Source organism: Streptomyces sp. NPDC003032, assembly GCF_053591415.1.
The window spans coordinates 107,330-132,130 of sequence record NZ_JBSFTT010000013.1 but is presented as its reverse complement, the minus strand read 5'-3'; the positions used below and the strand labels follow the sequence as shown (position 1 = coordinate 132,130).

Annotated in this window: 22 protein-coding genes, 2 pseudogenes and 1 riboswitch; of the genes and pseudogenes, 12 read left to right on the top strand and 12 right to left on the bottom strand. The window is 71.0% G+C overall.

Going from position 1 to position 24,801, the window contains the following annotated elements:
- Positions 1-17 precede the first annotated feature (17 nt).
- The 4 genes and pseudogenes from ACWDZ7_RS20235 to ACWDZ7_RS20220 form a co-directional block, all read right to left on the bottom strand.
- Positions 18-695: a response regulator gene (locus ACWDZ7_RS20235; protein WP_451798605.1), complete on the bottom strand. Its 678-nt coding sequence runs from the start codon at positions 693-695 to the stop codon at positions 18-20.
- Positions 692-2,359 carry a sensor histidine kinase gene (locus tag ACWDZ7_RS20230; protein ID WP_451798604.1) on the bottom strand — a complete coding sequence of 556 codons (1,668 nt, stop codon included), beginning with the start codon at positions 2,357-2,359 and terminating at the stop codon, positions 692-694. Before ACWDZ7_RS20230 ends, ACWDZ7_RS20235 begins: the two co-directional genes overlap by 4 nt.
- A gap of 114 nt (positions 2,360-2,473) precedes the next feature.
- A pseudogene (locus ACWDZ7_RS20225) lies at positions 2,474-3,378 on the bottom strand (sucrase ferredoxin).
- A gap of 45 nt (positions 3,379-3,423) precedes the next feature.
- Positions 3,424-4,704, bottom strand: coding sequence for a citrate synthase family protein (locus ACWDZ7_RS20220; RefSeq protein WP_451798602.1), 1,281 nt, complete (start codon positions 4,702-4,704; stop codon positions 3,424-3,426).
- 119 nt (positions 4,705-4,823) lie between these two features.
- On the opposite strand from ACWDZ7_RS20220, the gene ACWDZ7_RS20215 reads away from it, so the two are divergent.
- Positions 4,824-6,050, top strand: a complete 1,227-nt coding sequence (locus ACWDZ7_RS20215; RefSeq protein ID WP_451798601.1) for a citrate synthase/methylcitrate synthase — start codon at positions 4,824-4,826, stop codon at positions 6,048-6,050.
- Here the strand turns inward: ACWDZ7_RS20215 and ACWDZ7_RS20210 are convergent.
- The 4 genes from ACWDZ7_RS20210 to ACWDZ7_RS20195 form a co-directional block, all read right to left on the bottom strand.
- On the bottom strand, positions 6,047-6,214 hold the full coding sequence (locus ACWDZ7_RS20210; protein WP_451798599.1) for a hypothetical protein: 168 nt from the start codon (positions 6,212-6,214) through the stop codon (positions 6,047-6,049). The two genes, ACWDZ7_RS20215 and ACWDZ7_RS20210, sit on opposite strands and share 4 nt — an antisense overlap.
- Positions 6,215-6,434: 220 nt before the next feature.
- The gene (locus ACWDZ7_RS20205; RefSeq protein WP_451798597.1) at positions 6,435-6,644 is read right to left on the bottom strand and encodes a hypothetical protein; all 210 of its coding nucleotides are present in this window, start codon (positions 6,642-6,644) and stop codon (positions 6,435-6,437) included.
- A 133-nt stretch (positions 6,645-6,777) separates the two neighbouring features.
- Positions 6,778-7,014 carry a hypothetical protein gene (locus ACWDZ7_RS20200; protein WP_451798595.1) on the bottom strand — a complete coding sequence of 79 codons (237 nt, stop codon included), beginning with the start codon at positions 7,012-7,014 and terminating at the stop codon, positions 6,778-6,780.
- A 93-nt stretch (positions 7,015-7,107) separates the two neighbouring features.
- Entirely contained in the window at positions 7,108-7,683 is a 576-nt protein-coding gene (locus ACWDZ7_RS20195; protein WP_451798594.1) for a DUF6082 family protein, read from the bottom strand.
- Between the two features lie 376 nt (positions 7,684-8,059).
- On the opposite strand from ACWDZ7_RS20195, the gene ACWDZ7_RS20190 reads away from it, so the two are divergent.
- Positions 8,060-9,202, top strand: a complete 1,143-nt coding sequence (locus ACWDZ7_RS20190) for a CobW family GTP-binding protein (RefSeq protein WP_451798593.1) — start codon at positions 8,060-8,062, stop codon at positions 9,200-9,202.
- Between the two features lie 9 nt (positions 9,203-9,211).
- On the opposite strand, the gene ACWDZ7_RS20185 is transcribed toward ACWDZ7_RS20190, so the two are convergent.
- On the bottom strand, positions 9,212-11,665 hold the full coding sequence (locus tag ACWDZ7_RS20185) for a DNA gyrase/topoisomerase IV subunit A (protein ID WP_451798591.1): 2,454 nt from the start codon (positions 11,663-11,665) through the stop codon (positions 9,212-9,214).
- A gap of 285 nt (positions 11,666-11,950) precedes the next feature.
- Here ACWDZ7_RS20185 and ACWDZ7_RS20180 point away from each other — a divergent pair, with 285 nt between their 5' ends.
- The 4 genes from ACWDZ7_RS20180 (at position 11,951) to ACWDZ7_RS20165 (ending at position 16,829) form a co-directional block, all read left to right on the top strand.
- Positions 11,951-13,342 (top strand): M16 family metallopeptidase, encoded by a 1,392-nt coding sequence (locus ACWDZ7_RS20180; RefSeq protein WP_451798710.1) that lies wholly within the window; start codon positions 11,951-11,953, stop codon positions 13,340-13,342.
- Positions 13,339-14,724 (top strand): M16 family metallopeptidase, encoded by a 1,386-nt coding sequence (locus ACWDZ7_RS20175; RefSeq protein WP_451798590.1) that lies wholly within the window; start codon positions 13,339-13,341, stop codon positions 14,722-14,724. The genes ACWDZ7_RS20180 and ACWDZ7_RS20175 overlap by 4 nt, the downstream gene beginning before the upstream one ends.
- A 230-nt stretch (positions 14,725-14,954) precedes the next feature.
- Positions 14,955-15,117: riboswitch (cyclic di-AMP (ydaO/yuaA leader) on the top strand.
- 12 nt (positions 15,118-15,129) lie between these two features.
- Positions 15,130-15,933: a M23 family metallopeptidase gene (locus tag ACWDZ7_RS20170; RefSeq protein WP_451798588.1), complete on the top strand. Its 804-nt coding sequence runs from the start codon at positions 15,130-15,132 to the stop codon at positions 15,931-15,933.
- 209 nt (positions 15,934-16,142) lie between these two features.
- Positions 16,143-16,829: a GntR family transcriptional regulator gene (locus ACWDZ7_RS20165; RefSeq protein WP_451798586.1), complete on the top strand. Its 687-nt coding sequence runs from the start codon at positions 16,143-16,145 to the stop codon at positions 16,827-16,829.
- A gap of 175 nt (positions 16,830-17,004) precedes the next feature.
- Here the strand turns inward: ACWDZ7_RS20165 and ACWDZ7_RS20160 are convergent, their stop codons facing one another.
- Complete coding sequence (locus ACWDZ7_RS20160) at positions 17,005-17,286, bottom strand: HPr family phosphocarrier protein (protein WP_030021209.1); 282 nt, start codon at positions 17,284-17,286, stop codon at positions 17,005-17,007.
- 135 nt (positions 17,287-17,421) lie between these two features.
- Between ACWDZ7_RS20160 and ACWDZ7_RS20155 the strand changes: the two genes are divergently transcribed.
- From ACWDZ7_RS20155 to ACWDZ7_RS20140, 4 genes are all read left to right on the top strand, one after another.
- The gene (locus tag ACWDZ7_RS20155) at positions 17,422-20,349 is read left to right on the top strand and encodes a bifunctional acetate--CoA ligase family protein/GNAT family N-acetyltransferase (RefSeq protein ID WP_451798585.1); all 2,928 of its coding nucleotides are present in this window, start codon (positions 17,422-17,424) and stop codon (positions 20,347-20,349) included.
- Positions 20,350-20,420: 71 nt separating this feature from the next.
- Complete coding sequence (locus ACWDZ7_RS20150; protein ID WP_451798584.1) at positions 20,421-21,008, top strand: DUF5998 family protein; 588 nt, start codon at positions 20,421-20,423, stop codon at positions 21,006-21,008.
- Positions 21,008-22,198, top strand: a complete 1,191-nt coding sequence (locus tag ACWDZ7_RS20145) for an alkaline phosphatase family protein (RefSeq protein WP_451798583.1) — start codon at positions 21,008-21,010, stop codon at positions 22,196-22,198. The genes ACWDZ7_RS20150 and ACWDZ7_RS20145 overlap by 1 nt, the downstream gene beginning before the upstream one ends.
- A gap of 62 nt (positions 22,199-22,260) precedes the next feature.
- On the top strand, positions 22,261-22,911 hold the full coding sequence (locus ACWDZ7_RS20140; RefSeq protein WP_451798582.1) for a thymidine kinase: 651 nt from the start codon (positions 22,261-22,263) through the stop codon (positions 22,909-22,911).
- Between the two features lie 259 nt (positions 22,912-23,170).
- On the opposite strand, the gene ACWDZ7_RS20135 is transcribed toward ACWDZ7_RS20140, so the two are convergent.
- Entirely contained in the window at positions 23,171-23,308 is a 138-nt protein-coding gene (locus ACWDZ7_RS20135; protein ID WP_451798725.1) for a hypothetical protein, read from the bottom strand.
- Positions 23,309-23,386: 78 nt separating this feature from the next.
- Positions 23,387-23,497, bottom strand: a pseudogene (locus tag ACWDZ7_RS20130) (transposase); the annotation flags it as partial.
- 154 nt (positions 23,498-23,651) lie between these two features.
- Here ACWDZ7_RS20130 and ACWDZ7_RS20125 point away from each other — a divergent pair.
- Both ACWDZ7_RS20125 and ACWDZ7_RS20120 read left to right on the top strand, forming a co-directional pair.
- Positions 23,652-23,852, top strand: a complete 201-nt coding sequence (locus ACWDZ7_RS20125) for a hypothetical protein (RefSeq protein WP_451798581.1) — start codon at positions 23,652-23,654, stop codon at positions 23,850-23,852.
- Between the two features lie 319 nt (positions 23,853-24,171).
- Positions 24,172-24,720 (top strand): hypothetical protein, encoded by a 549-nt coding sequence (locus tag ACWDZ7_RS20120; RefSeq protein ID WP_451798579.1) that lies wholly within the window; start codon positions 24,172-24,174, stop codon positions 24,718-24,720.
- Positions 24,721-24,801: the final 81 nt, after the last annotated feature.

Here is a 24,801-nt window from a genome sequence, read left to right as displayed (position 1 = left end):
GGCCGACCAGTGGCCGACTAGACGCTCGCCGTCCACTCGTAACGGTGTTCCGGGCGGCCCGTGTCGCCGTACTTGAGGCTGAGCCTGACCCGGCCCGTGCGCTCCAGGAGCTTCAGATAGCGCTGCGCGGTCTGTCGGCTCAGCCGCGTGTGGTCGGCCAGCTCCTGGGCGGAGAGCGGGCCTTCCGCGGCCATCAGCGCCCGGCGTACCAGCTCCGCCGTGGTGGGGGAGTGCCCCTTGGGCAGCTCGGGTGCCGGGGTCGCCGAGAGCGCGCCGAAGATCCGGTCGACCTCGGCCTGCTCGGCCTCGCCCCCACCGTCCAGCGTGCGGCGCAAGGTCGCGTACGCGTCCAGCTTGGCGCGAAGACCCGCGTAGGAGAACGGCTTGACCAGGTACTGGAGCGCGCCGTGCCGCATCGCCGCCTGCACGGTGGCGACATCGCGCGCGGCGGTCACCATGATCACGTCGGTCTGGTGGCCGCGCTCGCGCAACGTACGTACGACCGACAGGCCCGTCTCGTCCGGCAGATAGTGATCCAGCAGCACCAGGTCGACGGGGACGGCCGCGACGAGGCGCAGCGCCTCTGCGGCGCTGTGCGCCTTCGCCACCACGCGGAAGCCGGGGATCTTCGCCACATAGGCGGCGTTGACGTCCGCGACCCGGACATCGTCGTCGACGACGAGGACCTCGATCATGGCGTCGCCTCCGTGCCCTTGATCAATGTTGATTCCTCCGTGGCGGCGAGCCCGGGCTCCGTGAGCGCTTCGGGCAGGGTGACGGTGAACTCCGCGCCTCCCTCGGGTGCTTCACCGGCCCGTGCGCTGCCGCCTTGCCGCTCGGCGAGTCTGCGGACCAGGGCGAGGCCGATCCCGCGTTTGCCGTGGGCCGGCGGCTCCTTGGTGGTCCAGCCCTCCGTGAAGATCGTCTCCCGCTGCCCGGCGGGCACCCCGGGGCCGGTGTCGCGCACCCGCAGGACCACGGAGCGTCCCTCGGTGCGAACGGCGACCTCCACGCGCGCGTGGCGGGTTCCCGCCGCGGCGTCGAGGGCGTTGTCGACGAGGTTGCCGACGATCGTGACGAGGCCGCCGGGATCGACGAGGCGGTCGGGCAGCGCGGTGTCGCGTGGCACGGAGAGCGCGACCCCTCGCTCCGCGGCGACCGTCGCCTTGCCGACGAGAAGGGCCGCGATCAGCGGATCGCGGATCTTCTCGGTGATCTGCTCGGCGGTCACGCGGTGGGCGCCGGCCACCTCGCCGACGAACTCCGCGGCCTCCTCGTACATCTCCAGTTCGATCAGACCAAGGAGCGTGTGCATGCGGTTGGCGTGCTCGTGGTCCTGGGCGCGCAGGGCGTCGATGAGGCCGCGGGTGGAGTCGAGTTCGCGGCCGAGCTGCTCCAGTTCGGTGCGGTCGCGCAGGGTCGCGACGGCGCCTCCGTCGTCGGTCGGCATGCGGTTGGCGACCAGGACGCGCTGTCCGCGGACGGTCAGCAGGTCGGTGCCGGTGACGCGTCCCGCGAGGACGTCGGTCGTACGTCCCGCGCCGAGCGCCTCGTCGAGCGGCCGGCCGAGCGCCTCCGTGCCGAGGCCGAGGAGGCGCTGCGCCTCGTCGTTGAGCAGCCTGATCCGGCCGCCGCGGTCCAGGGCGACGACCCCTTCGCGGATGCCGTGGAGCATCGCCTCGCGCTCTGCGAGCAGGGCGGAGATATCGGAGAAGGCCAGGTCACGGGTCTGCCGTTGCACTCTGCGAGAGATCAGATACGCGGCGAGCGCGCCGACGGCGAGCGCCCCGCCCGCGTAGGCGAGCAGCCCCGGGATGGAGTGGATCAGGCGGGCCCGCACGCTGTCGTACTCGATGCCTACGGAGACGGCGCCCACGATGTCGCCATGCGCGTCCCGCAGCGGCACCTTGCCGCGCGCCGAGCGGCCCAGCGTGCCGTTGTCGATCTCCATGACCTCACGGCCCGCGAGCGCGTCGCTGGGGTCGGTCGAGACGATCTTGCCGATCTGGGCGCGGTCGGTGTGGGACCAGCGCACGCCTTCCTTGTTCATGATCACGACGTACTCGGCGCCGCTGGCCCGGCGGATGCGGTCGGCCTCCGTCTGGACGGGCCCGTCGCTCGTGGGCCGCGAGGACTTCAGGTCCTCTGCGATCTGCCGGTGCGCGGCCGTCGTCTGGGCGATGGCGAGCGCGCGGCGCATCGCCTGGTCGTCGAGTTGGTCGCTGAGGGGCGCGAGGAAGAGCCCGGTGGCGAGCACCGCGACCCCGGCGGCGATCGCCAGCTGCATCAGCAGCACCTGCGAGAACACGCGCCGCGGCAGGCCGAGGCGGAGGCGTCGCGCAGGGGAGGTGGGGCTCATGTGTACGAACGGTACGGCCGGTGGCGGCCTACTCCGAAGTCAGTGTGGCGCGGATCTCGTATGTGGACGCACCAGCTCCAAGCGCCGACCGGCCCGATCCCCCCGCACGGCGCCCTACGGTGCCGGGCGCACCGCCAGCACGTCCATCCGCGCCGGGGACCCGAGAGCCGCTCCGCAGCTCTCCGGGCGGGGCGGTCGCGAGGCGCCCTGGGCCACGGTGACCCGCCACCGGCGGCCGTCGGTGTGCTCCACGGTCACCTCCCAGCGCCGGGCCGCGCCGTCCGTGCCGACGACGGTCAGGGTCCCCGCGGTGTCCTCGCCCGTCGATGCGCGCACCGCCAGCTCGGCGGCCTGCCCGGGGCGCTCCCACGCGGAGTTGCCCCGGCAGCTCTCAGTGATCACGCGGCCCGCACGGACGGCTTCGAGGATCTCCTTGACGGAGTGCGTCCCGGTCCGGCCGTACGCATAGCCGTACGGCAGCACCAACAGGGTGGGTGAGAAGCGGTGGCCACCCAGATGAGTGATCTCCCACGTTCCCTCTTCACCGGCGGCGGCGAGCTCGGCGGCGAGTGGCCTGCCGAGCAGGGCGCAGCAGCGGTCGCGCTTGCCGTTGGTGCAGACGAGCGCGAGCGGGGCGCCCGTGTGCGGGGTGCCGAAGCCGCCGTGGTCGCCCGCGCCGAGAGCCGGGAAGTCGAGGTCGAGCAGCCGGCGCGCATCGTCCGTCATCTCGGTGCGCAGCCAGGTGCGGCCGGGGACGGTGTGCGCCACGTACACCCGCTGCCGCGTCGGCGCGTAACGGTCCGCGTGGCGCCCGGGGCGGCGGATCAGCGCGACGCGCACGCCGGTGCCTTCAGCGGCCCTCTCCAGGGCGCGGCCGACCTCGGGGTCGAGGTGGCTGGACGTCAGTGCCTTGGCGCCCCAGGGGCCGGCTGCTCCAGCAGGAGCCACGTCCTGGCGGTGGCGGCGGTCCCCGCGAGAGGTTCGTCCAGATCCCGCGAGGCGGTCGCGCACGTACTCACGAAGGTGAGCCTAACCCGCCCGTTTCCCCGAGCGATTCACACCTCTCAGGAGGAGCCCGCCGGGGAAGGCGAGGAAGGGGTCGGCATCGGCTGGGGCGGGCGCACTCCGTCGTACTGGCCGCTGGGGCGCATGCGCAGCGGCCGTTCGTCGTACTCCTCCAGGGCATGTGCGATCCAGCCCGCCGTGCGGGCCACCGCGAAGATCGTCTCGCCCGCCTCGGCCGGCATCCCGGACGAGGCGGTCAGGACGGCCAGGGCGAGGTCGACATTGGCGCGCAGGTCCGTGTGGCGGGCCGTGGTGGCCACCACGTCACGGGCCGCGGCGAGGGCGGGGCCGGCCTTCGGCATCACTTCCAGGAGGCCGAACAGTGCCTGCGCGCGCGGGTCCTCGCCGGGGTAGAGGCGGTGGCCGAGCCCGGGGACGCGGCGGCCCGCGCGCAGTTCGTCGGCCACTACGGGGGTCGCGCTGCCCCGGTCGAGCACGTCGAGGAGCATGCGGTGGGCGAGACCGCTGGCCGCGCCGTGCAGCGGGCCCTCCAGGACGCCGAGCCCGGCCGACACCGCCGCGTAGGGGTGGGCGCGCGCCGAGGCGGCGACCCGCACGGCGAGTGTCGACGCGGCGAGATCGTGGTCCACGAGCAGCGCGAGGGCCGTGTCCAGGGCGTGCAGCGAGGCGTCGTCGGGCCTGACGCCGCTCAGCCGCGCCCACAGCCGCCGGGCCAGCGGGCCGTCGTCCCGGTGGCTGGGCAGGACCGGCGGTAGCGCGGCGACGAGCGTGGGGATCAGCGTGCGCGCGGTGCCGATGACCGCCTCTTCGGAGAGGTCGAAGCGGAGTGGGTCGGCCGCACCGGCGGAGATGGCCGCCACGCGCAGCCGGTCCGTGGGCCCACTGTGCTCGGGCAGGGCGTTGACGGCGCGACGGGCCGCGGAGACGGTCTCGCTCGGGGCGGTGAAGCCGATGCCTGGGCGCAGGACGCCCGTCCACAGCCACTCCGCGACCTCTTCGTAGGAGTGCGCCAGCGCGAGCTCGGTGGCATCGACGCCACGGAAGTAGTAGCGGTCGTCGTCGATGAGTGTGATGCGGGTGCGTACGGAGAGTTCGTTGGCGGCGGTCGAGGCCGTGGGGTTCCGCCTGTTCCTGCGGGCCAGCGCCTCGACCTCCTTGGCGTCGAACGTGCTGCCCCGTGCGCCTGGACCGCGGCGGCTGCTGAGCTGGCCGCGGCTTACATACGCGTACACGGTCTCGGGTTTCACACCGAGCAGCTCGGCGGCTTCTTTGGTGCTCAGCCGCCGCCGACCGTCGTGCCCGGTTCCTTGATCCGTCATGGGCGACACCGTATCCGCATCCCGACAACTGTATGTCATATTGATTCAATCAATATTGACAGAGCTTCAGTCAAGCATGGACAGTCGAATCAAGTCCAGGGAGGAAGTCGAGGAACAACATGCCGATCAATGGCTCCGCCGTCACCCCCACCGAGCCCGTCGAGGTCCCACGAGGACTCGCGGGTGTCGTCGTCACCGAGACCGAACTCGGAGACGTGAGGGGATACGAAGGCTTCTACCACTACCGCCAGTACTCGGCCGTCGAGCTCGCGCAGAACCGCAGCTTCGAGGACGTATGGCACCTGATGTTCCACGGCGGCTTGCCGGATGCCGCCCAGAGCGCCGCCTTCGCCGCGCGGACCGCGCCCTTGCGCCATCTCCCCGAGGAGGTCCGTGACGCGCTGCCCGCCATCGCCCGCGCGAGTGCGCTGTCGGGGCCGCTCTCCGGGCTGCGCACCGCCCTGTCCCTCTTCGGGGCGTCGAAGGGCTTCCGCCCGGTGTACGACATCGACGACGACCGGCGCCGCGCCGACGCCCTGGCAGCCTCCGCCATCGTGCCGACCCTGCTCACCGCGCTGTACCGGCTCGGCCAAGGGCTCGAACCGGTGGAGCCGCGCGAGGACCTGTCGTACGCCGCCAACTACCTCTACATGCTCACGGGTTCACAGCCGGACGCCGTCCGCGCCCGGGCCATCGAGCAGTACTTGATCTCAACCATTGATCATGGGTTCAACGCGTCAACGTTCACGGCCCGGGTCATCACTTCGACCGGAGCGGATGTCGCGGCCTGTCTGGTGGGCGCCGTCGGCGCGCTGTCGGGGCCGCTGCACGGCGGAGCGCCGAGCCGGGCCCTCGACACGCTGGACGCGATCGGCACCCGCGACCGCATCGACGGCTGGATCCGTGAGCGTGTCCTCGCGGGCGACCGCATCATGGGCTTCGGGCACCCCGTCTACCGCACGGAGGATCCGCGTTCACGCATGCTGCGGGACATCGCGCGGCGATTCGGCGGTGACATGGTGGAGTTCGCGGTCGAGGTCGAGCGGCAGGTCGAGGCGATCCTGGCGGAGCTGAAGCCGGGACGGGAGCTGCACACGAACGTGGAGTTCTACGCGGGCGTCGTCATGGAGCTGTGCGGGCTGCCGCGCGAGATGTTCACGCCGACGTTCGCTTCGGCGCGGGTCGTGGGCTGGAGCGCCAACATCCTGGAACAGGCGCGGGACTCGAAGATCATCCGCCCGGCGGCGCGGTACGTGGGGGAGACGCCGCCCGTGCCGGTGCCGCCGGCTGCGGTGCCGCCCACCCCGGAAGAGCTTGCTCCGGTGCCGCCGACCGCTGAGCGTTAGGAACCGGTTGGCGGTGTGCCGCGCTGCCGGTCCGCCACAGCCTGCTCGAAGGCCCGGAACACTCGCCCCTCCAGGCTCTCCGGCGGCAGCGCGGCCTTGTGCGCCCGTGTCGCGTTCCAGTAGCGACGGAACGCGATGCTGTTGCGCGGGTTCGAGGCGTGCACGACCATTCCGCTTCCGTATGGCTGCCCCAGCTGTACGCGAGTACGTAATAGCTGCCCCAGCTGTACGCCAGTACGTAGTGATTGAACGTCAGGTTGGCGACAGGTCCGCGGAATTCTTTCCCGGGCCGAGCACGGGAAACGGGTCCGGCCCCTGAGGGGGGCCGGACCCGTGAGGGTGGCTGCGCGGCCGGGCCGTGGAGCCACCCGTCGGCGATCGCCGTTATTCGTCCGGAATGTCGGGCCCGGACGGCAGAGTGCCGCTGAGCGCGTCGGTCATATCGGTCCCCACCACCGCGAAGTCGCCGTCGGCGAGATCGAAGATGTCGGGACATGTCTGGCCTGTGAAGCTGCCCCGTTGCTTCGGGGCGACGCCTATGCGGGGTTTTGTGAAGAGTTCCATGGCGTTCTTGTGCCCGAGGCGAACTGCCATTCTGCGACTCCTTGCGGACGGGCAGGGAATGACGGTGAACAAATGGCACTGACTGTGAAGGAGTGCTCACAAGGTGCGATGAGGAGTCGCCGTCGGAATGCTGGGTGTGGCACGACGGCGAGTTCGGCGCGGCTCAGGTCTCGGGGATGTCGACCTTGGCTCGGATGAGAGTGTCCCGGCTGATGACGACGATGCGTTCATAGGCGGCACGTGCAGCATCGGCCGGCAGTTCGCCATCGAGCGCCTCGGTCCTGTCTGTCCCGATGACGGCGAAACTGCCGTCGCTGAGCTCGAAAATGTCGGGACAGGTCTGGCCGGTTGCGCTGCCCCGCTCGCGGGGAGACGCGCCGATGCGGCGCACGATGTTCAAGGGGATCCCGGTCCTTGGGCGGTAGAGGAGTAAGGGCGCAGCCAGGTTAGCCCTTGATGTCGCCGAGGTGGGTGCGCCGTCATCCAACTGGACCTATTCGGCGGGAGGTTCGCCCACCACCCACCACTCGTCGGTGTCGGCCTCCTGCAATTCCCTGTCCAGGCGATCCATCATCCGGCCCAGCTTGGCCTCGTCCGAGGACCGGTCCAGGCTCGCGCGGTGATGGCGCGTGGCATCCCAGTAGTGCCGGAAGAGCGGGTTCTGGCACATCACCCGAAGGTGTCCGTGCAGCTCTCCCAGCGTCATGGCGCCGATGCGATGCGCATGCAGCGCGTTGATGTAGAGGGCATTGGCGAAGAGGAATTGCCGCTGTTTCTCAGGGGGGACGTCGTCGTCGTACGTGTCCAGGACGGCGGCCAGCGTCGCGTCCTCCATGGCTTTGCACAGCAGGTCGAAGTGCAGCCGGTGCTGCTCGGTGAGTGCGGCGTTTCTGCGCTCCGCGTCGGCTGCGGCGATCTCTCGCTCGGACGCGAGGCGCTTGTGTTCCACCGCGCGTGCGGCCTGCTTGCGCTCCTTTGCCCAGTGCCATGCAAACGTTCCGGTCGCGAACGCGAGCCCGGCGACGGCTGCCGAACCCACCCCCCGTACCCAAAAGTTCTGTGTGGTCATGTCAACCCCCGATTCAGGCGACCGTCCGCCGGTCGTCGGGTGCGGGGCGACAGGGAGCGGACCGGCGAGCGGTGGGCGGTGCGCTTGCCGTCTCCCAGGGTGCCGAGCGGCTCTGATCGACGGGGAGGCGGAGAGGAGGCGCACAGAGGGAAGTGGTGGTCGCACATCCCGGCGCCGTGCCCAATGTGTGCCCCGCGAGCGCCGCTAACAATCGTTCACTTCGCGCCCGTCCGCGCCCGCCTATCCTGGGGCGGTCTTCATTCTTCATACGGGTTCCGGCGACGTCCCGTATTCCGCGTACGGGATCTTCCGAGGTCCGCACTCCGTGTGCGGGGTCCGCCGCGGCCCGTAGAACGTCGGTACGAAGGGTCCACGGTTGAACAAGCAGCAGATCCCGGTCGTCGTCCTCGCCGGATTCCTGGGTTCCGGCAAGACCACCCTGCTCAACCATCTGCTGCACCGCAGCGGCGGCAGCCGGATCGGGGCGATCGTCAACGACTTCGGATCGATCGAGATCGATGCGATGTCGGTCGCGGGGCAGCTCGGCGACTCCACCGTCTCGCTCGGCAACGGCTGTCTGTGCTGTGCCGTGGACGCGAGCGAGCTCGACGAGTACCTGGAGCGGCTCGCCCGGCCCTCCGCGGGGATCGATGTCATCGTCGTCGAGGCGAGCGGGCTCGCCGAGCCGCAGGAACTCGTGAAGATGCTGCTCGCGAGCGAGAACCCGCACATCGTGTACGGAGGGCTCGTCGAGGTCGTCGACGCCGCGGAGTTCGACGCCACACGGGAGCGGCACCCCGAGGTGGAGCGGCATCTGGGGATCGCCGATCTCGTCGTGGTCAACAAGGCGGACCGGGTGGCCGACGAGGAGCGTGAGCGGCTTCTGGGCGTGGTCCGGGGCTTCACCGACCGTGCGGCCGTGGTGGCCGCCTCGTACGGGCGTGTGGACGTGGAGCTGCTCCTCGACCGCAAGCCCGTGGGGGAGCGGATCGGGCAGCTCTCGTTCGAGGACCTGCGCGAAGACACGCACTCCGGAGCCGAAGCCGAGACCTGTGAAGACGGCTGTGGTCACCGGGACCACCTGCACTCCGCCTACGAAAGCCTCGCCTTCACCTCCGAGGTGCCCATGGGCCCGCGTTCCTTGATGGCCCTGCTCGACAGCAGGCATGAAGGGCTCTACCGCATCAAGGGGTACGTCGATTTCGGCGCCGCCGACCCGCGGAACCGGTACGAGGTGCACGCCGTGGGGCGTTTTCTGCGCTTCTACCCGGAGCGGTGGGCTCCGGGTGAGCCCCGGCTGACCCAGCTCGTACTCATCGGGTCGGGCATCGACGTACCGGCCCTGGAGAAGGAGCTGGAGGCCTGTCGCGAGTACGCCCCACAGGCCGATGAGCGCGGCATGTGGGGCGTACTGCGCTACGTCCAGGACCCGGACGAGGGGCCGGATCAGGAGTCGGACGAGGACCCGGACCAGGAGCCGGACGAGGACCCGGACCAGGAGCGCGGCGCGGAGTACTAGCGGGCCGGGCTACACCGGGCCCGCCACCGCCGCCACCGGCTTCGCGAGCGAGACCCCCGAGCCGTCGCGGCGCGGGTCGATCTCCGGCAGCTCGGCCGGCGCGCCGTTGCGCTGGGCCGCGCGCGGCGGTGTCGGGCCCGCCCAGGCGATGCTCAGGCAGTCCTCGCCCTTCAGGAACCGCTGGACGCGCACACCACCCGTGGCGCGGCCCTTGCGGGGGTACTGGTCGAACGGCGTGAGCTTGGCCGTCGTCTGCACCGAGTCGTCGAGCGTGCCGCGCGAGCCCGCCACCGTGAAGACGACCGCGTCCACCGCCGGGTCCACCGCCGTGAAGGAGATGACCTTCGCGCCGTCGGCGAGCTTGATGCCCGTCATGCCGCCCGCGGGACGGCCCTGGGGGCGCACCTGGGAGGCCTGGTAGCGCAGCAGCTGGGCGTCGTCCGTGATGAAGACCAGGTCCTCCTCGCCGGTGCGCAGCTCGGCCGCGCCGACGATCCGGTCACCGTCCTTGAGGGTGACGACCTCCAACTCCTCCTTGTTGGTCGGATAGTCCGGCACCACACGCTTGACCACGCCCTGCTCGGTGCCGAGCGCCAGGCCCGGTGAGGACTCGTCGAGCGTCATCAGGCAGATGAGCTTCTCGTCCCCGGTCAGCGGAAGCAGCTCCGAGACCGGCGCTCCTCCGGAGAGGTTGGGCGCGCCCATCGTCTCCGGGAGCTGCGGCAGGTCCACTACGGAGAGGCGCAGCAGCCTGCCCAGGGACGTGACCGCTCCCACCTCGCCGCGCGCCGTGGCAGGCACCGCCGAGACGATGGCGTCGTGCTTGACGCGTTTGGTCTCGCTGTCCGTGAAGGGGTCGCCGTTGGCCGTGCGTGCCAGCAGGCCCGTCGACGACAGGAGTACGCGGCACGGGTCGTCCGCCACCTGGAGCGAGACCGTCGCGGCGGGGGAACCCGCCGACTCCAGGAGCACCGTACGCCGGTCCGTGCCGAACTTCTTGGCGACGGCGGCCAGTTCCGAGGAGACCAGCTTGCGCAGCTCGGCGTCCGACTCCAGGATGCCGGTCAGCTCGTCGATCTCGCCGTTGAGCCTGTCGCGCTCGGTCTCCAGCTCGATGCGGTCGAACTTGGTCAGCCGGCGCAGCGGGGTGTCCAGGATGTACTGCGTCTGGATGTCGCTCAGCGAGAAGCGTCCGATCAGGCGCTCCTTGGCCTGCGCGGAGTTGTCGCTGGACCGGATGAGGCGGATGACCTCGTCGATGTCCAGGAGCGCGATCAGCAGGCCGTCGACCAGATGCAGGCGGTCGCGCTTCTTGCCGCGGCGGAACTCGCTGCGGCGGCGCACCACGTTGAAGCGGTGGTCGAGATAGACCTCCAGGAGCTCCTTGAGGCCGAGGGTGAGGGGCTGGCCGTCCACCAGCGCCACGTTGTTGATGCCGAAGGACTCCTCCATCGGCGTCAGTTTGTACAGCTGTTCCAGGACGGCCTCCGGGACGAAGCCGTTCTTGATCTCGATGACCAGGCGCAGGCCGTGCGAGCGGTCGGTGAGGTCCTTGACGTCGGCGATGCCCTGGAGCTTCTTCGCGCCGACCAGGTCCTTGATCTTGGCGATGACCTTCTCGGGGCCTACGGAGAAGGGCAGTTCGGTGACGACGATGCCCTTGCGGCGTGCCGTCACGTTCTCCACGGTGACCGTCGCCCGGATCTTGAAGGAGCCGCGGCCGGAGTCGTACGCGTCCTTGATGCCGTTCAGGCCGACGATCCTGCCGCCCGTGGGCAGGTCGGGGCCCGGCACGTACTTCATCAGTGTCTCGAGGTCGGCCCCCGGGTGCTTGATGAGGTGGCGGGCCGCGGCGATGACCTCGCCGAGGTTGTGCGGCGGCATGTTCGTCGCCATGCCGACCGCGATGCCCGACGCGCCGTTGACCAGGAGGTTCGGGTAGGCCGCGGGGAGTGCCGACGGCTCCATCTCCTGGCCGTCGTAGTTCGGCTCGAAGTCGACGGTGTTCTCGTCGATCGACTCCGTCATCAGGGAGGTGGCGTCGGCCATCTTGCACTCGGTGTACCGCATGGCGGCCGGCGGGTCGTCGTTGCCGAGTGAGCCGAAGTTGCCGTGGCCGTCCACCAGCGGGAGGCGCATCGAGAAGGGCTGGGCCATGCGCACCAGGGCGTCGTAGATCGACGCGTCGCCGTGCGGGTGCAACTTACCCATGACCTCGCCGACGACACGGGCGCACTTCACATAGCCGCGGTCGGGGCGCAGACCCATCTCGTTCATCTGGTAGACGATCCTGCGGTGCACCGGCTTCATGCCGTCGCGGGCGTCCGGCAGGGCCCGGGAGTAGATGACCGAATACGCGTACTCGAGGAAGGAGCCCTGCATCTCGTCGACGACGTCGATGTCGAGGATCTTCTCCTCGAACGAGTCGTCGGGCGGCGGGGTTTTCGTGCTGCGGCGGGCCATCGCTGCTGCGGCTCCTTCACCAACAAGTGCGGGATCTGACGCCGACCATTGTGGACTGTCCCACTGACAACGCCGACCACGACCCGTGCGGTGGCGTCACTCGGGACCGCGCCGAGGCGGGACCGGCGCCGACGCGGGACTATGCCGACGCGGGACTATGCCGTGGGCGGACCGGGGAACTTCGCCAGGTGTCCGCACGCTTGCATACAGTGGCAGGACTGGCAGCAATTGTTCTGGTCCAGCGATGATCACCATGATCCAGCGATCGAAGGGACGTACATGCCCATGGGTCACACGGCCACAGCCGAGGCCGGCTCCGGCGGCCTGACAGCGACCGAGCACCGGCTGGCCAATGGCCTGCGCGTGGTGCTCTCCGAGGACCACCTGACCCCGGTCGCCGCGGTCTGCCTCTGGTACGACGTCGGCTCCCGCCACGAGGTCAAGGGGCGTACCGGCCTGGCTCACCTCTTCGAGCACCTGATGTTCCAGGGATCGAAGCAGGTGCACGGCAACGGCCACTTCGAGCTGGTCCAGGGAGCGGGCGGCTCGCTCAACGGCACGACGAGCTTCGAGCGCACCAACTATTTCGAGACGATGCCCGCCCACCAGCTGGAGCTGGCCCTGTGGCTCGAAGCCGACCGGATGGGCTCACTGCTGTCCGCGCTCGACGACGAGTCCATGGAGAACCAGCGCGACGTCGTCAAGAACGAACGCCGTCAGCGCTACGACAACGTCCCGTACGGCACGGCCTTCGAGAAGCTGACCGCGCTCTCCTACCCGGAGGGCCACCCCTACCACCACACGCCGATCGGCTCCATGGCCGACCTGGACGCGGCCACTCTGGAGGACGCGCGCGACTTCTTCCGCACGTACTACGCGCCCAACAACGCCGTCCTGTCGGTCGTCGGCGACATCGACCCGGAGCGGACGCTCGCCTGGATCGAGAAGTACTTCGGGTCGATCCCCTCGCACGACGGCAAGCAGCCGCCGCGTGACGGCTCCCTCCCGGAGCGCATCGGCGAGGAGCTCCGCGAGGTCGTCGAGGAGGAGGTCCCGGCCCGCGCGCTGATGGCCGCCTACCGCCTCCCGGAGGACGGCACGCGCGCGTGCGACGCGGCGGACCTGGCGCTGACCGTCCTCGGCAGCGGCGATTCCTCCCGGCTCTACAACCGGCTCGTGCGCCGCGACCGCACCGCCGTCGCCGCGGGCTTCGGCCTGCTGCGCCTGGCCGGTGCCCCCTCGCTGGGCTGGCTGGACGTGAAGACCTCCGGTGACGTCGAGGTGCCGGTCATCGAGGCGGCCGTCGACGAGGAGCTCGCCCGCTTCGCCGCGGAGGGCCCCACTCCGGAGGAGATGGAGCGCGCCCAGGCCCAGCTGGAGCGCGAGTGGCTCGACCGGCTCGGCACGGTCGCGGGCCGCGCGGACGAACTGTGCCGGTACGCGGTCCTGTTCGGCGACCCGCAGCTCGCCCTCACCGCCGTGCAGCGCGTCCTCGACGTCACCGCCCAGGAGGTCCAGGAGGTCGCGAAGGCCCGCCTGCGCCCCGACAACCGCGCGGTGCTCGTGTACGAGCCCGTGACGGCCGCCGAGGAGATCGAAGAGACCGTCGCCGAAGGGACCGGCATCGACGGACTCGCCGGCGCCGAGATCGAAGAGGATGAGGAGGCGGCGAAGTGAGCGAGGCCGCGACGATGCAGTTCCACCCACAGCCCGAGGCCGGCACGGCCAAGCCGTGGGCCTTCCCCGCCCCCGAGCGCGGCGCGCTGCCCAACGGCCTCACGGTGCTGCGCTGCGACCGCCCCGGCCAGCAGGTCGTCGCGGTGGAGGTCCACCTGGAGGCGCCGTTGGACGCCGAGCCGGAGGGCCTCGACGGCGTCGCCACGATCATGGCGAGGGCCTTCAACGAAGGCACCGACAAGCACTCCGCCGAGGAGTTCGCCGCAGAGCTGGACCGCTGCGGCGCCACGATGGACGCGCACGCCGACCACCCCGGTGTCCGCGTCTCCCTCGAAGTCCCCGTCTCCCGCCTCCCGAAGGCGCTCGGTCTGCTCTCCGACGCCCTGCGCGCCCCCGCCTTCGCGGACAGCGAGATCGAACGTCTCGTACGCAACCGCCTGGACGAGATCCCGCACGAGGCCGCCAACCCGGCGCGCCGCGCCGCCAAGGAGCTGTCCAAGCAGCTGTTCCCGGCGAGCTCGCGCATGTCCCGTCCCCGCCAGGGCAGCGAGGAGACGGTCACGGCCATCGACTCGGCGGCGGTGCGCGCCTTCTACGAGAAGCACGTCCGCCCCGCGACGGCCACCCTGGTGGTCGTCGGCGACCTCACGGGCACCGACCTGGACGCCGTCCTGGCGGACACCGTCGGCACCTGGACGGGCGGCACGGCCGAGCCGCGTCCGGTGCCCGCGGTGACCGCCGACGACACGGGCCGCGTGGTCATCGTGGACCGTCCCGGAGCCGTGCAGACGCAGCTGCTGATCGGCCGCGTCGGCCCGGACCGGCACGACCGCGTCTGGCCCGCCCAGGTCCTCGGCACGTACTGCCTGGGCGGCACCCTCACCTCCCGCCTGGACCGCGTCCTGCGCGAGGAGAAGGGATACACCTACGGCGTACGCGCGTTCAGCCAGGTCCTGCGCTCCGCGCCGGACGGTACGGGCGCCGCGATGCTCGCCATCAGCGGATCGGTCGACACGGCCTCCACGGGGCCCGCGCTGGACGACCTCTGGAACGTCCTGCGCACCCTCGCCGCGGAGGGTCTGACCGACGCCGAGCGCGACGTGGCGGTGCAGAACCTGGTGGGTGTGGCCCCGCTCAAGTACGAGATGGCCGCCTCCGTGGCGGCCACGCTCGCCGACCAGGTCGAGCAGAACCTCCCGGACGACTTCCAGGCGCAGCTGTACCGCCGGTTGGCCGCGACCGGCACCGTGGAGGCCACCGCGGCCGTCGTGAGCGCCTTCCCGGAGGACCACCTGGTGACGATCCTCGTCGGCGACGCCGCGCAGATCGAGGAGCCCGTCAGGGCGCTCGGCATCGGTGAAGTGAGCGTGGTCAGCGGCTGAGTGCCGGCCGGGCACCGTCAGCGGTGACGGACTGAGCGACAGTCAGGACATATCGGACCCCGGTGACCGTTACGGCCGCCGGGGTCCTCATATGCCCGAATTCGTATGGAGGTTGCCTGTCTGCCGTGTGGCGTGCGCAACAAAAGTGGCGTTGTGTTTGTCGATTGAAAGCAGGCGCGCTTAGCTTCGATCCGGCTGTTCGTCACGCAGTACGTCGCATCCGCGGCACCGGACAGTCATCGCCGAGTCCCCGTACGGCGCGAGCCAGGGGAGCCGGGGACCCACATGTCCCCTGGGGTGAATCGGGCACCTTGCCGTCAGGCGAGGGACTCGTAGGAGACCTTCCTGCTCCGAACCCGTCAGCTAACCCGGTAGGCGAGAAGGAAGGAAAGGATCAGCCGCTTCATGGCGTTCACCCGTGCCACCGGGAAGCACCGTCGTCCCAGCCGCCTCACCCGCACCTCCGCGAACGTCGCGGGTGTCGCCGCGCTCACCACGACCGGCGTCATCGGAGGCCTGGCCGCTCCGGCGCTGGCCGCCGCCGACGACGCGGCCGTCGAGCACATGGGACTCACGCAGGCGATCTCCGTAGGCGACTCGCTCGCCGAGAGCATCGACGCGCAGGCCGCCGCGCAGCGGCAGGCGGCCGACGACGCGGCCGCCGCCAAGATGGCCGAAGCGGCCGCCAAGAAGAAGGCCGCCGAGGACAAGCGCAAGGCTGAGGCCGACGCCAAGGCGAAGGCCAAGAAGGAGCGCGAGGCCAAGGAGCGCGCCGCCCGCGAGGCCGAGCGCAAGCGCCTGAACACCTACGTCTCCCCGATCTCCGGCTCGTACGTCTCCACGGGCTACCAGACCGGCGGTGCCATGTGGTCCTCCGGCAGCCACACCGGCGTGGACTTCCACGCCGCGTCCGGCACTCCGGTCCACGCGGTCGGCTCCGGCACCGTCGTCGAGGCCGGCTGGGGCGGCGCCTACGGCAACAACGTCGTCATCAAGATGAACGACGGCACGTACACCCAGTACGGCCACCTGAACTCCCTCGGCGTCACCGTCGGTCAGACGGTCACTCCGGGCCAGCAGATAGGCCTCTCGGGCTCCACCGGCAACTCCAGTGGCCCCCACCTCCACTTCGAGGCCCGCACCGGCCCGGAGTACGGCTCGGACATCAACCCCGTGACGTACCTCCGCTCGCACGGCGTCAACGTCTGACCCTTCGCGCCTCACCGAAGGCCCCGGCTCTCCCGAGCCGGGGCCTTCGTCGTTTCCCCGGCCCGCTGCCTTCGGCCACCCGCCCGCCTTTGGCCAAAAGATATCCATGGATTCCGGCCCGCCATCGGAAATTCCGAAGCTCTGCAATAGAGTCACCGAACGAGCGTCGGTCGACCGCGTTTCGCGGGGATTAAGGCGGAGGTCCGGACATGCGTATTCCCGCGCATTCGGTGTGCACGGCCATCCGGGACGACATTGTCTCCGGTGCCCACGAAAGAGGCGGCCGGCTCACCGAGGAGGTTCTCGCGCGCCGCTACGGCGTCTCCCGCGTTCCCGTGCGCGAGGCCCTGCGCACCCTGGAGGCCGAGGGCTTCGTCGTCACGCGCAGACACGCGGGCGCCTGCGTCGCCGAGCCCACGCAGCAGGAGGCCGCCGACCTCCTGGAGCTGCGCATGCTGCTGGAGCCGCTCGCCGCGGCCCGCGCCGCCCAGCGCCGCACCGACGCGCATCTGAAGGTCCTGCGCGGTCTCGTCAGACTGGGCCTTGAGCGCTCGAGGAGGGGGCAGGGGGAGGATCTGCGCTCGCTGGGCGGCTGGTTCCACGAGACGCTCGCCCAGGCCTCCGGCAGCCCCGGGCTGATCGCGCTGCTCACCCAGCTCCGGCGCAAGACCGCCTGGATGTACGTCGTCGAGGCCCCGGTCGCGCCGGTCGACTCCTGGTCCGAGCACGCGGCGATCGTCGACGCGGTCGCCCGCGGGGACGCGGAACGGGCCAGGGCGCTCACCGCGGGGCACACGGACCGGGCGACAGCCGCGCATCGATTGCGCCATTCATCGCGGGGCAGCCGTGTGAGCAATGTGCAACATGCCGTAAACACGGCGGGCCTGCCGAATTAACGTGGGCGCCGTATACAAAGAGAGCCGTGAGGAGGGGGCTTTGGTAAAGCCAATTCCGGGCGGTTGTCTGTGCTGCCCGAATTCAGGCGCCGCATTCGCCGGATGAGTGGCAGATAAATCGAAGGGCCCACCCCGTGTTCCAGGGTGGGCCCTTCGAAGGGTGCTGCGTGGCGGTTCAGACCGTCTCCGGGAGCTCCTCAAGGCCCTCCGCGACCAGCTTCGCCAGACGGTCGAGGGCGGCGTCCGCGCCCTCGGCGTCGGAGGCGAGCACGATCTCCTCGCCGCCCTGGGCGCCCAGGCCGAGCACCGCCAGCATCGAGGCGGCGTTGACCGGGTTGCCGTCGGCCTTGGCGATCGTCACGGGGACGCCGGCGGCCGTGGCCGCGCGGACGAAGATGGAGGCGGGTCGGGCGTGAAGGCCCTCGGCCCAGCCGACGTTGACGCGGCGCTCAGCCATGTGTTGCTGCCCTTCCAGGTGTCTCACACTTGTCTAGACCATTGTCTCATGCCGTCACGGGTGCTCCGTCGGCCGCCTTCGGCCTCTCCCAGCCTGCCCCGGCCCGAGCGGCCCCGCGACCCGTACCCTGGCCCCATGCAGACCCCGTCGGATCAGCAGGATCGGCATCGGCAGGACCGGCACGACCACCCGTCGCACTGGGAAGCCGATGTGGTGCTGCGCGACGGAGGCACCGCCCGGATCAGGCCCATCACGGCCGAGGACGCCGACCGCCTGGTCAGCTTCTACGAGCAGGTCTCGGACGAGTCGAAGTACTACCGCTTCTTCGCGCCCTACCCGCGGCTGTCCGCCAAGGACGTGCACCGCTTCACGCACCACGACCAGGTCGACCGGGTGGGTCTCGCGGCCACGGTGGGCGGTGAGTTCATCGCCACCGTGCGCTACGACCGCATCGACGAGCGCGGCATGGCCGCCAGCGCGCCCGCCGACGAGGCCGAGGTCGCCTTCCTCGTGCAGGACGCCCACCAGGGCCGGGGCGTGGCCTCCACGCTCCTCGAACACATCGCGGCGGTCGCCAGGGAGCGCGGTATCCGGCGCTTCGCCGCCGAGGTGCTGCCCGCCAACACCAAGATGATCAAGGTGTTCACGGACGCGGGCTACCAGCAGAAGCGCAGCTTCGAAGACGGCGTCGTCCGCCTTGAGTTCGACCTGGAGCCGACCGACCGCTCGCTCGCCGTGCAGCGCGCCCGCGAGCAGCGCGCCGAGGGGCGCTCGGTACAGCGGCTCCTGACGCCGGGTTCGGTCGCGGTGATCGGCGTGGCCCGCACCTCCGGCGGCGTGGGCCGCAGCGTGCTGCGCAACCTCCAGGAGGCCGGCTTCACCGGCCGCCTGTACGCGGTGAACAGCGCGTACGACGAAGGCGCCGAGGTCGACGGGGTACCCGCGCACCGCTCCGTGGCGGCCATCGAGGAGCCCGTGGACCTCGCCGTGATCGCCGTACCCGCCGACCGGGTGCCCCAGGTCGTCGCCGAGTGCGGTGAGCGCGGGGTGCAGGGCCTTGTGGTGCTCTCCGCCGGGTACGGCGAGAGCGGCGCGGAGGGCCGCGAGCGACAGCGTGAACTGGTGCGCCGGGCGCGGTCGTACGGCATGCGCATCATCGGACCGAACGCCTTCGGTGTCATCAACACATCCCCCCGTACGCGGCTCAACGCCTCGCTCGCTCCCGAGCCTCCCGCGCGCGGGCGCATCGGTCTGTTCACCCAGTCCGGCGCCATCGGCATCGCGCTGCTGTCCGGTCTGCACCGACGGGGCGCGGGCCTGTCCACGTTCGTCGGCTCCGGAAACCGCGCCGACGTCTCCGGGAACGACCTCCTTCAGTACTGGTACGAGGACCCGGACACCGACATCGCCTTGATGTACCTGGAGACCATCGGCAATCCCCGCAAGTTCACCCGCCTCGCGCGCCGGGCCGCGACCGCCAAGCCGCTCGTCGTGGTGCAGGGCGCCCGGCACAGCGGAATCACGCCCACGGGACACGCGGTCCAGGCCACGCGCCTGCCGCACGCCACGGTGTCGGCGCTGCTGCGCCAGGCGGGCGTCATCCGTGTGGACACCGTCACCGAGATGGTCGACGCGGGGCTGCTGCTCGCGGGGCAGCCGCTGCCGTCCGGCCCCCGGGTGGGTATCCTCGGCAACTCCGAGTCGCTGGGGCTCCTCACGTACGACGCGTGTGTCGCCGACGGGCTGCGTCCGCTGCCGCCCCGCGACCTCACGACCGGGGCCACGCCGGCCGACTTCCGGGCCGCGCTCGCCGAGGCGCTGTCCGACGACGGCTGCGACGCGGTGATCGTCAACGCCATTCCCTGGGTGCGCGAGGACGGGGTCGCCGCCGACCCCGAGACACTGGCCACGGAGCTGCGGGCCGCCGCTGAGGGGTGCCCGGCGAAGCCGGTGGCCGTCGTCCACGTCGAGCTGGGCGGGCTCGCCGAGGCCCTGTCCGCCGCGACCAGCACCCGGCCGGGCGCCCCGCCGAAGGAGCCCGGCACCGCCGACCGCGCCGACCCGGTCGCCCCCGCGCGGCCCGTGCCCACGGCCGGGGGCGAGACGCCGCCGGGCGCCGCACCGGGGGTGGCCGAACCCTCCGCGGAGCGGCCGGGCGCCGCACCGGGGGCGGCCGAACCCCCCGCGGAGCAGTACCGCATCCCGGCCTACCCCGCCGCCGAGCGAGCCGTCCGCGCCCTCTCCGAAGCCGTCAAGTACGCCCAGTGGCGCCGCGAGGCCGCCGAGCCCGGCAAGGTGCACGAGTACGACGACATCGACGAGAGCGGGGCCGCCGAGCGCATCACGGAGCTGCTGGCCCAGGAGGGCGACCCGCGCGGTGCCACCCTCGCCCAGGCCGACGCCCACGAACTGCTCAGGCGGTACGGCATCCGCGTACGACGTGCCCTCCCCGCCCCCGACCCGGACGCGGCCGCGCACGCCGCGCGCACGCTCGGCTACCCCGTGGCCCTGAAGACCACCGCCCCCCATCTGCGCCACCGTGCCGACCTCGGCGGGGTCCGGCTCGACCTCGCCGACGAGGAGCAGCTGCGGCGGGCGTATCAAGAGTTGATCAACGCGTTCGGCAAACCCGCCGAGCTGCGGCCCGTCGTCCAGGGCATGGCGCCGCGCGGCGTCGACACCGTCGTGCGCGCCGTCATCGACCCGGCGGCCGGAGCGGTGCTCTCCTTCGGGCTCGCGGGCGCCGCCTCCGAACTGCTCGGCGACACCGCCCACCGCCTCATCCCGGTCACCGACCGGGAGGCCGCCTCCCTGATCAGATCCATCCGGACCGCGCCGCTCCTGTTCGGCTGGCGCGGCTCGGCGCCCGTCGACACCCGGGCGCTCGAAGAGCTGCTCCAGCGGGTCTCCCGGCTCGTCGACGACCACCCCGAAGTGGTCGGCGTCTCCCTGGAGCCCGTGGTCGTCGCCCAGCGCGGCCTCTCCGTGCTCGGCGCCTCCCTCCGGCTCGCGCCCCCGCCCGTCCGCGACGATCTCGGCCCGCGTACGCTCCCGGGATACTGAAGCGCGCCTTCCGGGCACAGGGGCGGCCATGGGGCACCGTGCGCCCCGCGCCGGGCCGTAGGATGGACGGCATGGCAAAGACCGGTACGACGACCCAGGGGCTGCGCGCGGCGATCGAGCGCAGCGGCTACTACCCGGCCCTCGTGGCCGAGGCGGTGGAGGCCGCGATCGGCGGCGAGGCCATCGGGTCGTACCTGGTCCACCAGGAGACGACGTTCGACGCCAACGAAGTGCGCCGGCACGTCACGGTCCTCGTCCTGACCGGCACGCGCTTCATCGTCAGCCACACCGACGAGCAGGCGGCGGACAGCACGTCCCCGACGCCGTACGCGACGACCTCCACGGAGTCGGTCAAGATCGGCCGGATCTCCTCGGTCGTCCTCAGCCGCGTCGTCGCCAACCCGGAGAAGTACGTTCCGGGCACGCCGCCCCGCGAGGTCGTCCTGACCATCGGATGGGGCGCCGTCTCCCGCATCGACCTGGAGCCCGCGGCCTGCGGCGACCCCAACTGCGAGGCGGACCACGGCTACACCGGCAGCTCGACCGCCGACGACCTGAGCCTGCGCGTCAGCGAGGCCGGGGACGGCCCCGACGCCGTCCGGCAGACCCTCGCCTTCGCCCAGGCCCTGTCCGAGGCGACCGCGGAGACCGCTCGCTGATGTCGCTGCCCGCCTGGGACGACGTGGAACCGATCGCCCTCGACACGGCCCCCGTGCCCGCGTACGGCTCCGGCTCGCTCGCCGACCTGCTGCCCACACTCGTCGCCCACCAGGGCGTGCCGGGCTACGAAGCACCGGCCATCGCGGAACTCGCCCCCGCCGACCGGAACTGCGTCTTCCTGATCGACGGCCTGGGCTGGGAACAGCTCAAGGCACATCCGGCCGAAGCCCCCTTCCTGACCTCGCTCCTGCACAGCTCGCGGGGCGGCACAGGGCAGCCCATCACCGCGGGCTTCCCCGCCACCACCGCGACCTCGCTCGCGTCGGTCGGCACGGGCCTGCCGCCCGGCGCCCACGGCCTGCCCGGCTACACCGTGCGCGACCCCGCCACCGGCGAGCTGATGAACCAGCTCCGCTGGATCCCCTGGACCGACCCGCGCAAGTGGCAGCCCTACCCGACGGTCTTCCAGCAGGCCCACGACGCGGGCGTGCACACCGCCCAGGTGTCGTCCCCGACCTTCGAGAACACTCCGCTCACCAAGATCGCCCTGAGCGGCGGTTCCTTCCGGGGCAAGCTCTCCGGAGAGGACCGCATGGACCTCGCCGCTCAGCAACTGGCGGCGGGCGACCGGTCCTTGGTCTATACGTACTACGCGGAAGTGGACGGCAAGGGCCACCGCTTCGGCGTCGACTCCGACGCCTGGCGCGGCCAGCTCATGTACGTCGACCGGCTCGCCCAGCGTCTCGCCGAGCAGCTGCCGCCGCGCAGCGCCCTGTACGTCACCGCCGACCACGGCATGCTCGACATCCCCTTCGACGACGCCTCCCGCATCGACTTCGACGAGGACTGGGAGCTGCGCGCCGGCGTCGCCCACCTCGGCGGCGAGGGCCGCGCCCGCCATGTCTACGCGGTGCCCGGCGCCGTGAACGACGTCCTGACCGTGTGGCGCGAGGTGCTCGGCGAACAGTTCTGGGTCGCCTCCCGCGACGAGGCGATCGCGGCGGGGTGGTTCGGTCCACACATTGATCAACGTGTGTACGAGCGCCTCGGTGACGTCATCGCCGCCGCGCACGACGACGTCGCGATCATCGCCTCGGAGCGCGAGCCCAAGGAGTCCTCGCTGGTCGGCATGCACGGCTCCATGACCCCTGTGGAGCAGCTCGTCCCCCTCCTCGAAGTACGCTCCTAGCCGTACGCCCCTCTGCCGGCGCCCCCGACTCCGCACGCCCCCCGAAAGGTCCGCGACCCCCCATGCCCGAGCTGGTGTTCTTCTCCGGAACGATGGACTGCGGAAAGAGCACTTTGGCGCTCCAGATTGGGCATAACCGGTCGGCGCGGGGCCTCCAGGGTGTGATCTTCACGCGCGACGACCGGGCGGGCGAGGGCAAGTTGTCGTCGCGGCTCGGGCTGGTGACCGAGGCCGTCGAGGCGCGTCCTGGGCTGGATCTGTACGGGTACGTGGTGGATCAGCTGTCGCGGGGCGGCCGGGTCGATTACGTGATCGTGGACGAGGCGCAGTTCCTCGCGCCGGACCAGATCGACCAGTTGGCGCGGATCGTGGACGACCTGGACCTGAACGTCTTCGCGTTCGGGATCATGACGGACTTCCGTACGCGGCTGTTCCCCGGCTCGCAGCGGTTGATCGAGCTGGCGGACCGGCTGGAGACCTTGCAGGTCGAGGCGATGTGCTGGTGCGGGGCGCGGGCCACGCACAACGCGCGCACGGTGGGCGGCGAGATGGTCGTCGAGGGCGAGCAGGTCGTGGTCGGTGACGTGGACCATCCGGCGGAGGCGGTGGGGTACGAGGTGCTGTGCCGGCGCCATCACCGAAGGCACATGACGAGCGCGTCGGCACAGGCCGGGGCGCTGTCACCGGATGTGCTGCCGGTTTCCTCCAGCTGACTTCAGGGGAGGCGCCGACGCGTAGGAATCCGAGGTGGGCCGTACCCGGCGTACAGCCCGACTCGTCTGTCTTTGTGGCACCGCGGCCGCGGTGCAGCGTGGGGCGTACGGCTTCTGGGCGAGCGCAGTGACCTGGTCGCGGGTCGGGACGACGGGGACACCGCTGGCGTTGAGGCACATGACGGCCACGGTGCAGACGCGGTCAAGTTGGATTGCTCCAGCCAGCGGCACAAACCCGGGTTGTGCGGGATGAGCATGGTTAGATCTTGCCCTCGGCGGTCTCGACCTCGGTCATGTCGCCGTACGAGAGCAGGTCCGGAGCGATCGCGTCGAAACGACGGTGCACCAGGTCAGGGCCGCCCTGTGCTTGCCCTGCCGGGTCAGCGACTTCCGCCACCCCGGCGGCTTGCGCCCTTGCAGGCCGAGCTCGGCCATGATCTCCGCGACGGTGTTCTCCGCTGGCCAAGGTCGTCTCGTTGATCCCCGGGTCCTCCGCGACCTCGCCCACCGACTTCCCCGTCTCACTCACGATCCGAACCACCCCCTCGCGGAACTCGGCATCGAACTTCCGGCGCTTCTGAGTCATGACCCTCAACTACCTCTCCGGGCAACGACTCCACGCCACGAGGGGAACCTCAAATCGAGTCTCCATTCGAACCGAGGCGATTCACGGTGCCTGGCCGAGTGGCATTCGAGTTCCTGCCCAGATGGCTGTTCAAGACTCGACGGAGCCGTGCGCAATGCCGGAGGCGGTCGTGGAGGCGCATGCGTCGGACCAGCCGGGCAGGATTGCGGTGATCCATCTTCACGGCAAGCGGAAGAGTCGTATTCGCTATGGAGAACTCGCCCTGAATGGGCCTGCCATGGCGGTGGCGGTGCTCGGTTGTCTGCTCGTGGGTGTCCGCCGCCGTCTTCGCCGTCGCTACGCCTTCGGCCGATGAGCGGGTCGTGGTGGTCTACGTGGTGAGTCAGAGGTGCACCGAGCCCGCTCGGCTCGCAGATACCGTGCGGGCGACTCCGCGTGACGGGTTCAGGATGAGCGTTGAGAGGTCGTGCTGGTCCGGCCAGGCACGGTGCGCCGCCCGACGAGCGGGAAGGTGCGCAGGCCCGTGATGCTGGAGATGCGTCTGGCGGGCGAGCTGCGGCCGTTGTACGTGTGTGTGGGACACGGCCAAGCGGAGAGCGGATGACGGTCGGCAACGAAGTGGGCCGGGACCAGAGGTGTGTGAAGACCCGGGCCGGCACGAGAATTGCCCGGGAGTGGGCCCGGGGGGCGGTTTCGCCCGGGCCGACCTGCTGGAGACGCTGCTCGGAGACCCGTACGACTCCGGCAACCCCACCGGGCTGGGTGCCCTGCTCGGTGCCGAAGGCAGGGGAGAGCGGCACGAGGCGGCCGAGGAGGTGCTCGGGCGGTTCGGACTCGGTGCCGAGTCCGTGCCGACCGGTCGGGGAGGTCGGCTGGCGCGTGCCGATGAGCTGGCCGCCGTCCTTGCACCGGTGTTCCGGCGCGACTTATCGGTGGGGTTCGGATACGGCGTCACCTCACTGTTCGCCGCGTTGCCGGTGTGGGCGGCGGGCAGCTCCGGACAACGTGGCGGCATGGCGAACCTGCTCCGTACGGGCGGCCGTGCCGCGATCGTGCACCATGCATCCAGTCGAGGAAACGCCCTGTACCACGGGGAGATGACAGTTTGGCGGGAGGGCGGCCGGTTTGTCGTCGACGGGCGAAAGGACGTCGTCATGAACGCCGACCGTGCCGAACTGTTCACGGTGTACGCCCGCAACGCCACTCCGCGCGGCTCCGGCTAGTTGTGCGTGCTGGCGCTCGACCGGACCGTATGGGAAGAGGGCGGTGGCGACCGACTGCTGGGGCGCCGCTCGGTGCACGGG

What these genes read in the sequence shown, in the direction of transcription:
- ACWDZ7_RS20160 (WP_030021209.1), bottom strand. Translation starts at nt 17,286, where the DNA reads ATGGCTGAGCGCCGCGTCAACGTCGGCTGGGCCGAGGGCCTTCACGCC.
- ACWDZ7_RS20235 (WP_451798605.1), bottom strand. Translation starts at nt 695, where the DNA reads ATGATCGAGGTCCTCGTCGTCGACGACGATGTCCGGGTCGCGGACGTC.
- ACWDZ7_RS20205 (WP_451798597.1), bottom strand. Translation starts at nt 6,644, where the DNA reads ATGGCAGTTCGCCTCGGGCACAAGAACGCCATGGAACTCTTCACAAAA.
- ACWDZ7_RS20155 (WP_451798585.1), top strand. Translation starts at nt 17,422, where the DNA reads ATGCAGACCCCGTCGGATCAGCAGGATCGGCATCGGCAGGACCGGCAC.
- ACWDZ7_RS20215 (WP_451798601.1), top strand. Translation starts at nt 4,824, where the DNA reads ATGCCGATCAATGGCTCCGCCGTCACCCCCACCGAGCCCGTCGAGGTC.
- ACWDZ7_RS20165 (WP_451798586.1), top strand. Translation starts at nt 16,143, where the DNA reads ATGCGTATTCCCGCGCATTCGGTGTGCACGGCCATCCGGGACGACATT.
- ACWDZ7_RS20150 (WP_451798584.1), top strand. Translation starts at nt 20,421, where the DNA reads ATGGCAAAGACCGGTACGACGACCCAGGGGCTGCGCGCGGCGATCGAG.
- ACWDZ7_RS20230 (WP_451798604.1), bottom strand. Translation starts at nt 2,359, where the DNA reads ATGAGCCCCACCTCCCCTGCGCGACGCCTCCGCCTCGGCCTGCCGCGG.
- ACWDZ7_RS20185 (WP_451798591.1), bottom strand. Translation starts at nt 11,665, where the DNA reads ATGGCCCGCCGCAGCACGAAAACCCCGCCGCCCGACGACTCGTTCGAG.
- ACWDZ7_RS20180 (WP_451798710.1), top strand. Translation starts at nt 11,951, where the DNA reads ATGGGTCACACGGCCACAGCCGAGGCCGGCTCCGGCGGCCTGACAGCG.
- ACWDZ7_RS20145 (WP_451798583.1), top strand. Translation starts at nt 21,008, where the DNA reads ATGTCGCTGCCCGCCTGGGACGACGTGGAACCGATCGCCCTCGACACG.
- ACWDZ7_RS20170 (WP_451798588.1), top strand. Translation starts at nt 15,130, where the DNA reads ATGGCGTTCACCCGTGCCACCGGGAAGCACCGTCGTCCCAGCCGCCTC.
- ACWDZ7_RS20195 (WP_451798594.1), bottom strand. Translation starts at nt 7,683, where the DNA reads ATGACCACACAGAACTTTTGGGTACGGGGGGTGGGTTCGGCAGCCGTC.
- ACWDZ7_RS20125 (WP_451798581.1), top strand. Translation starts at nt 23,652, where the DNA reads ATGCCGGAGGCGGTCGTGGAGGCGCATGCGTCGGACCAGCCGGGCAGG.
- ACWDZ7_RS20140 (WP_451798582.1), top strand. Translation starts at nt 22,261, where the DNA reads ATGCCCGAGCTGGTGTTCTTCTCCGGAACGATGGACTGCGGAAAGAGC.
- ACWDZ7_RS20220 (WP_451798602.1), bottom strand. Translation starts at nt 4,704, where the DNA reads ATGACGGATCAAGGAACCGGGCACGACGGTCGGCGGCGGCTGAGCACC.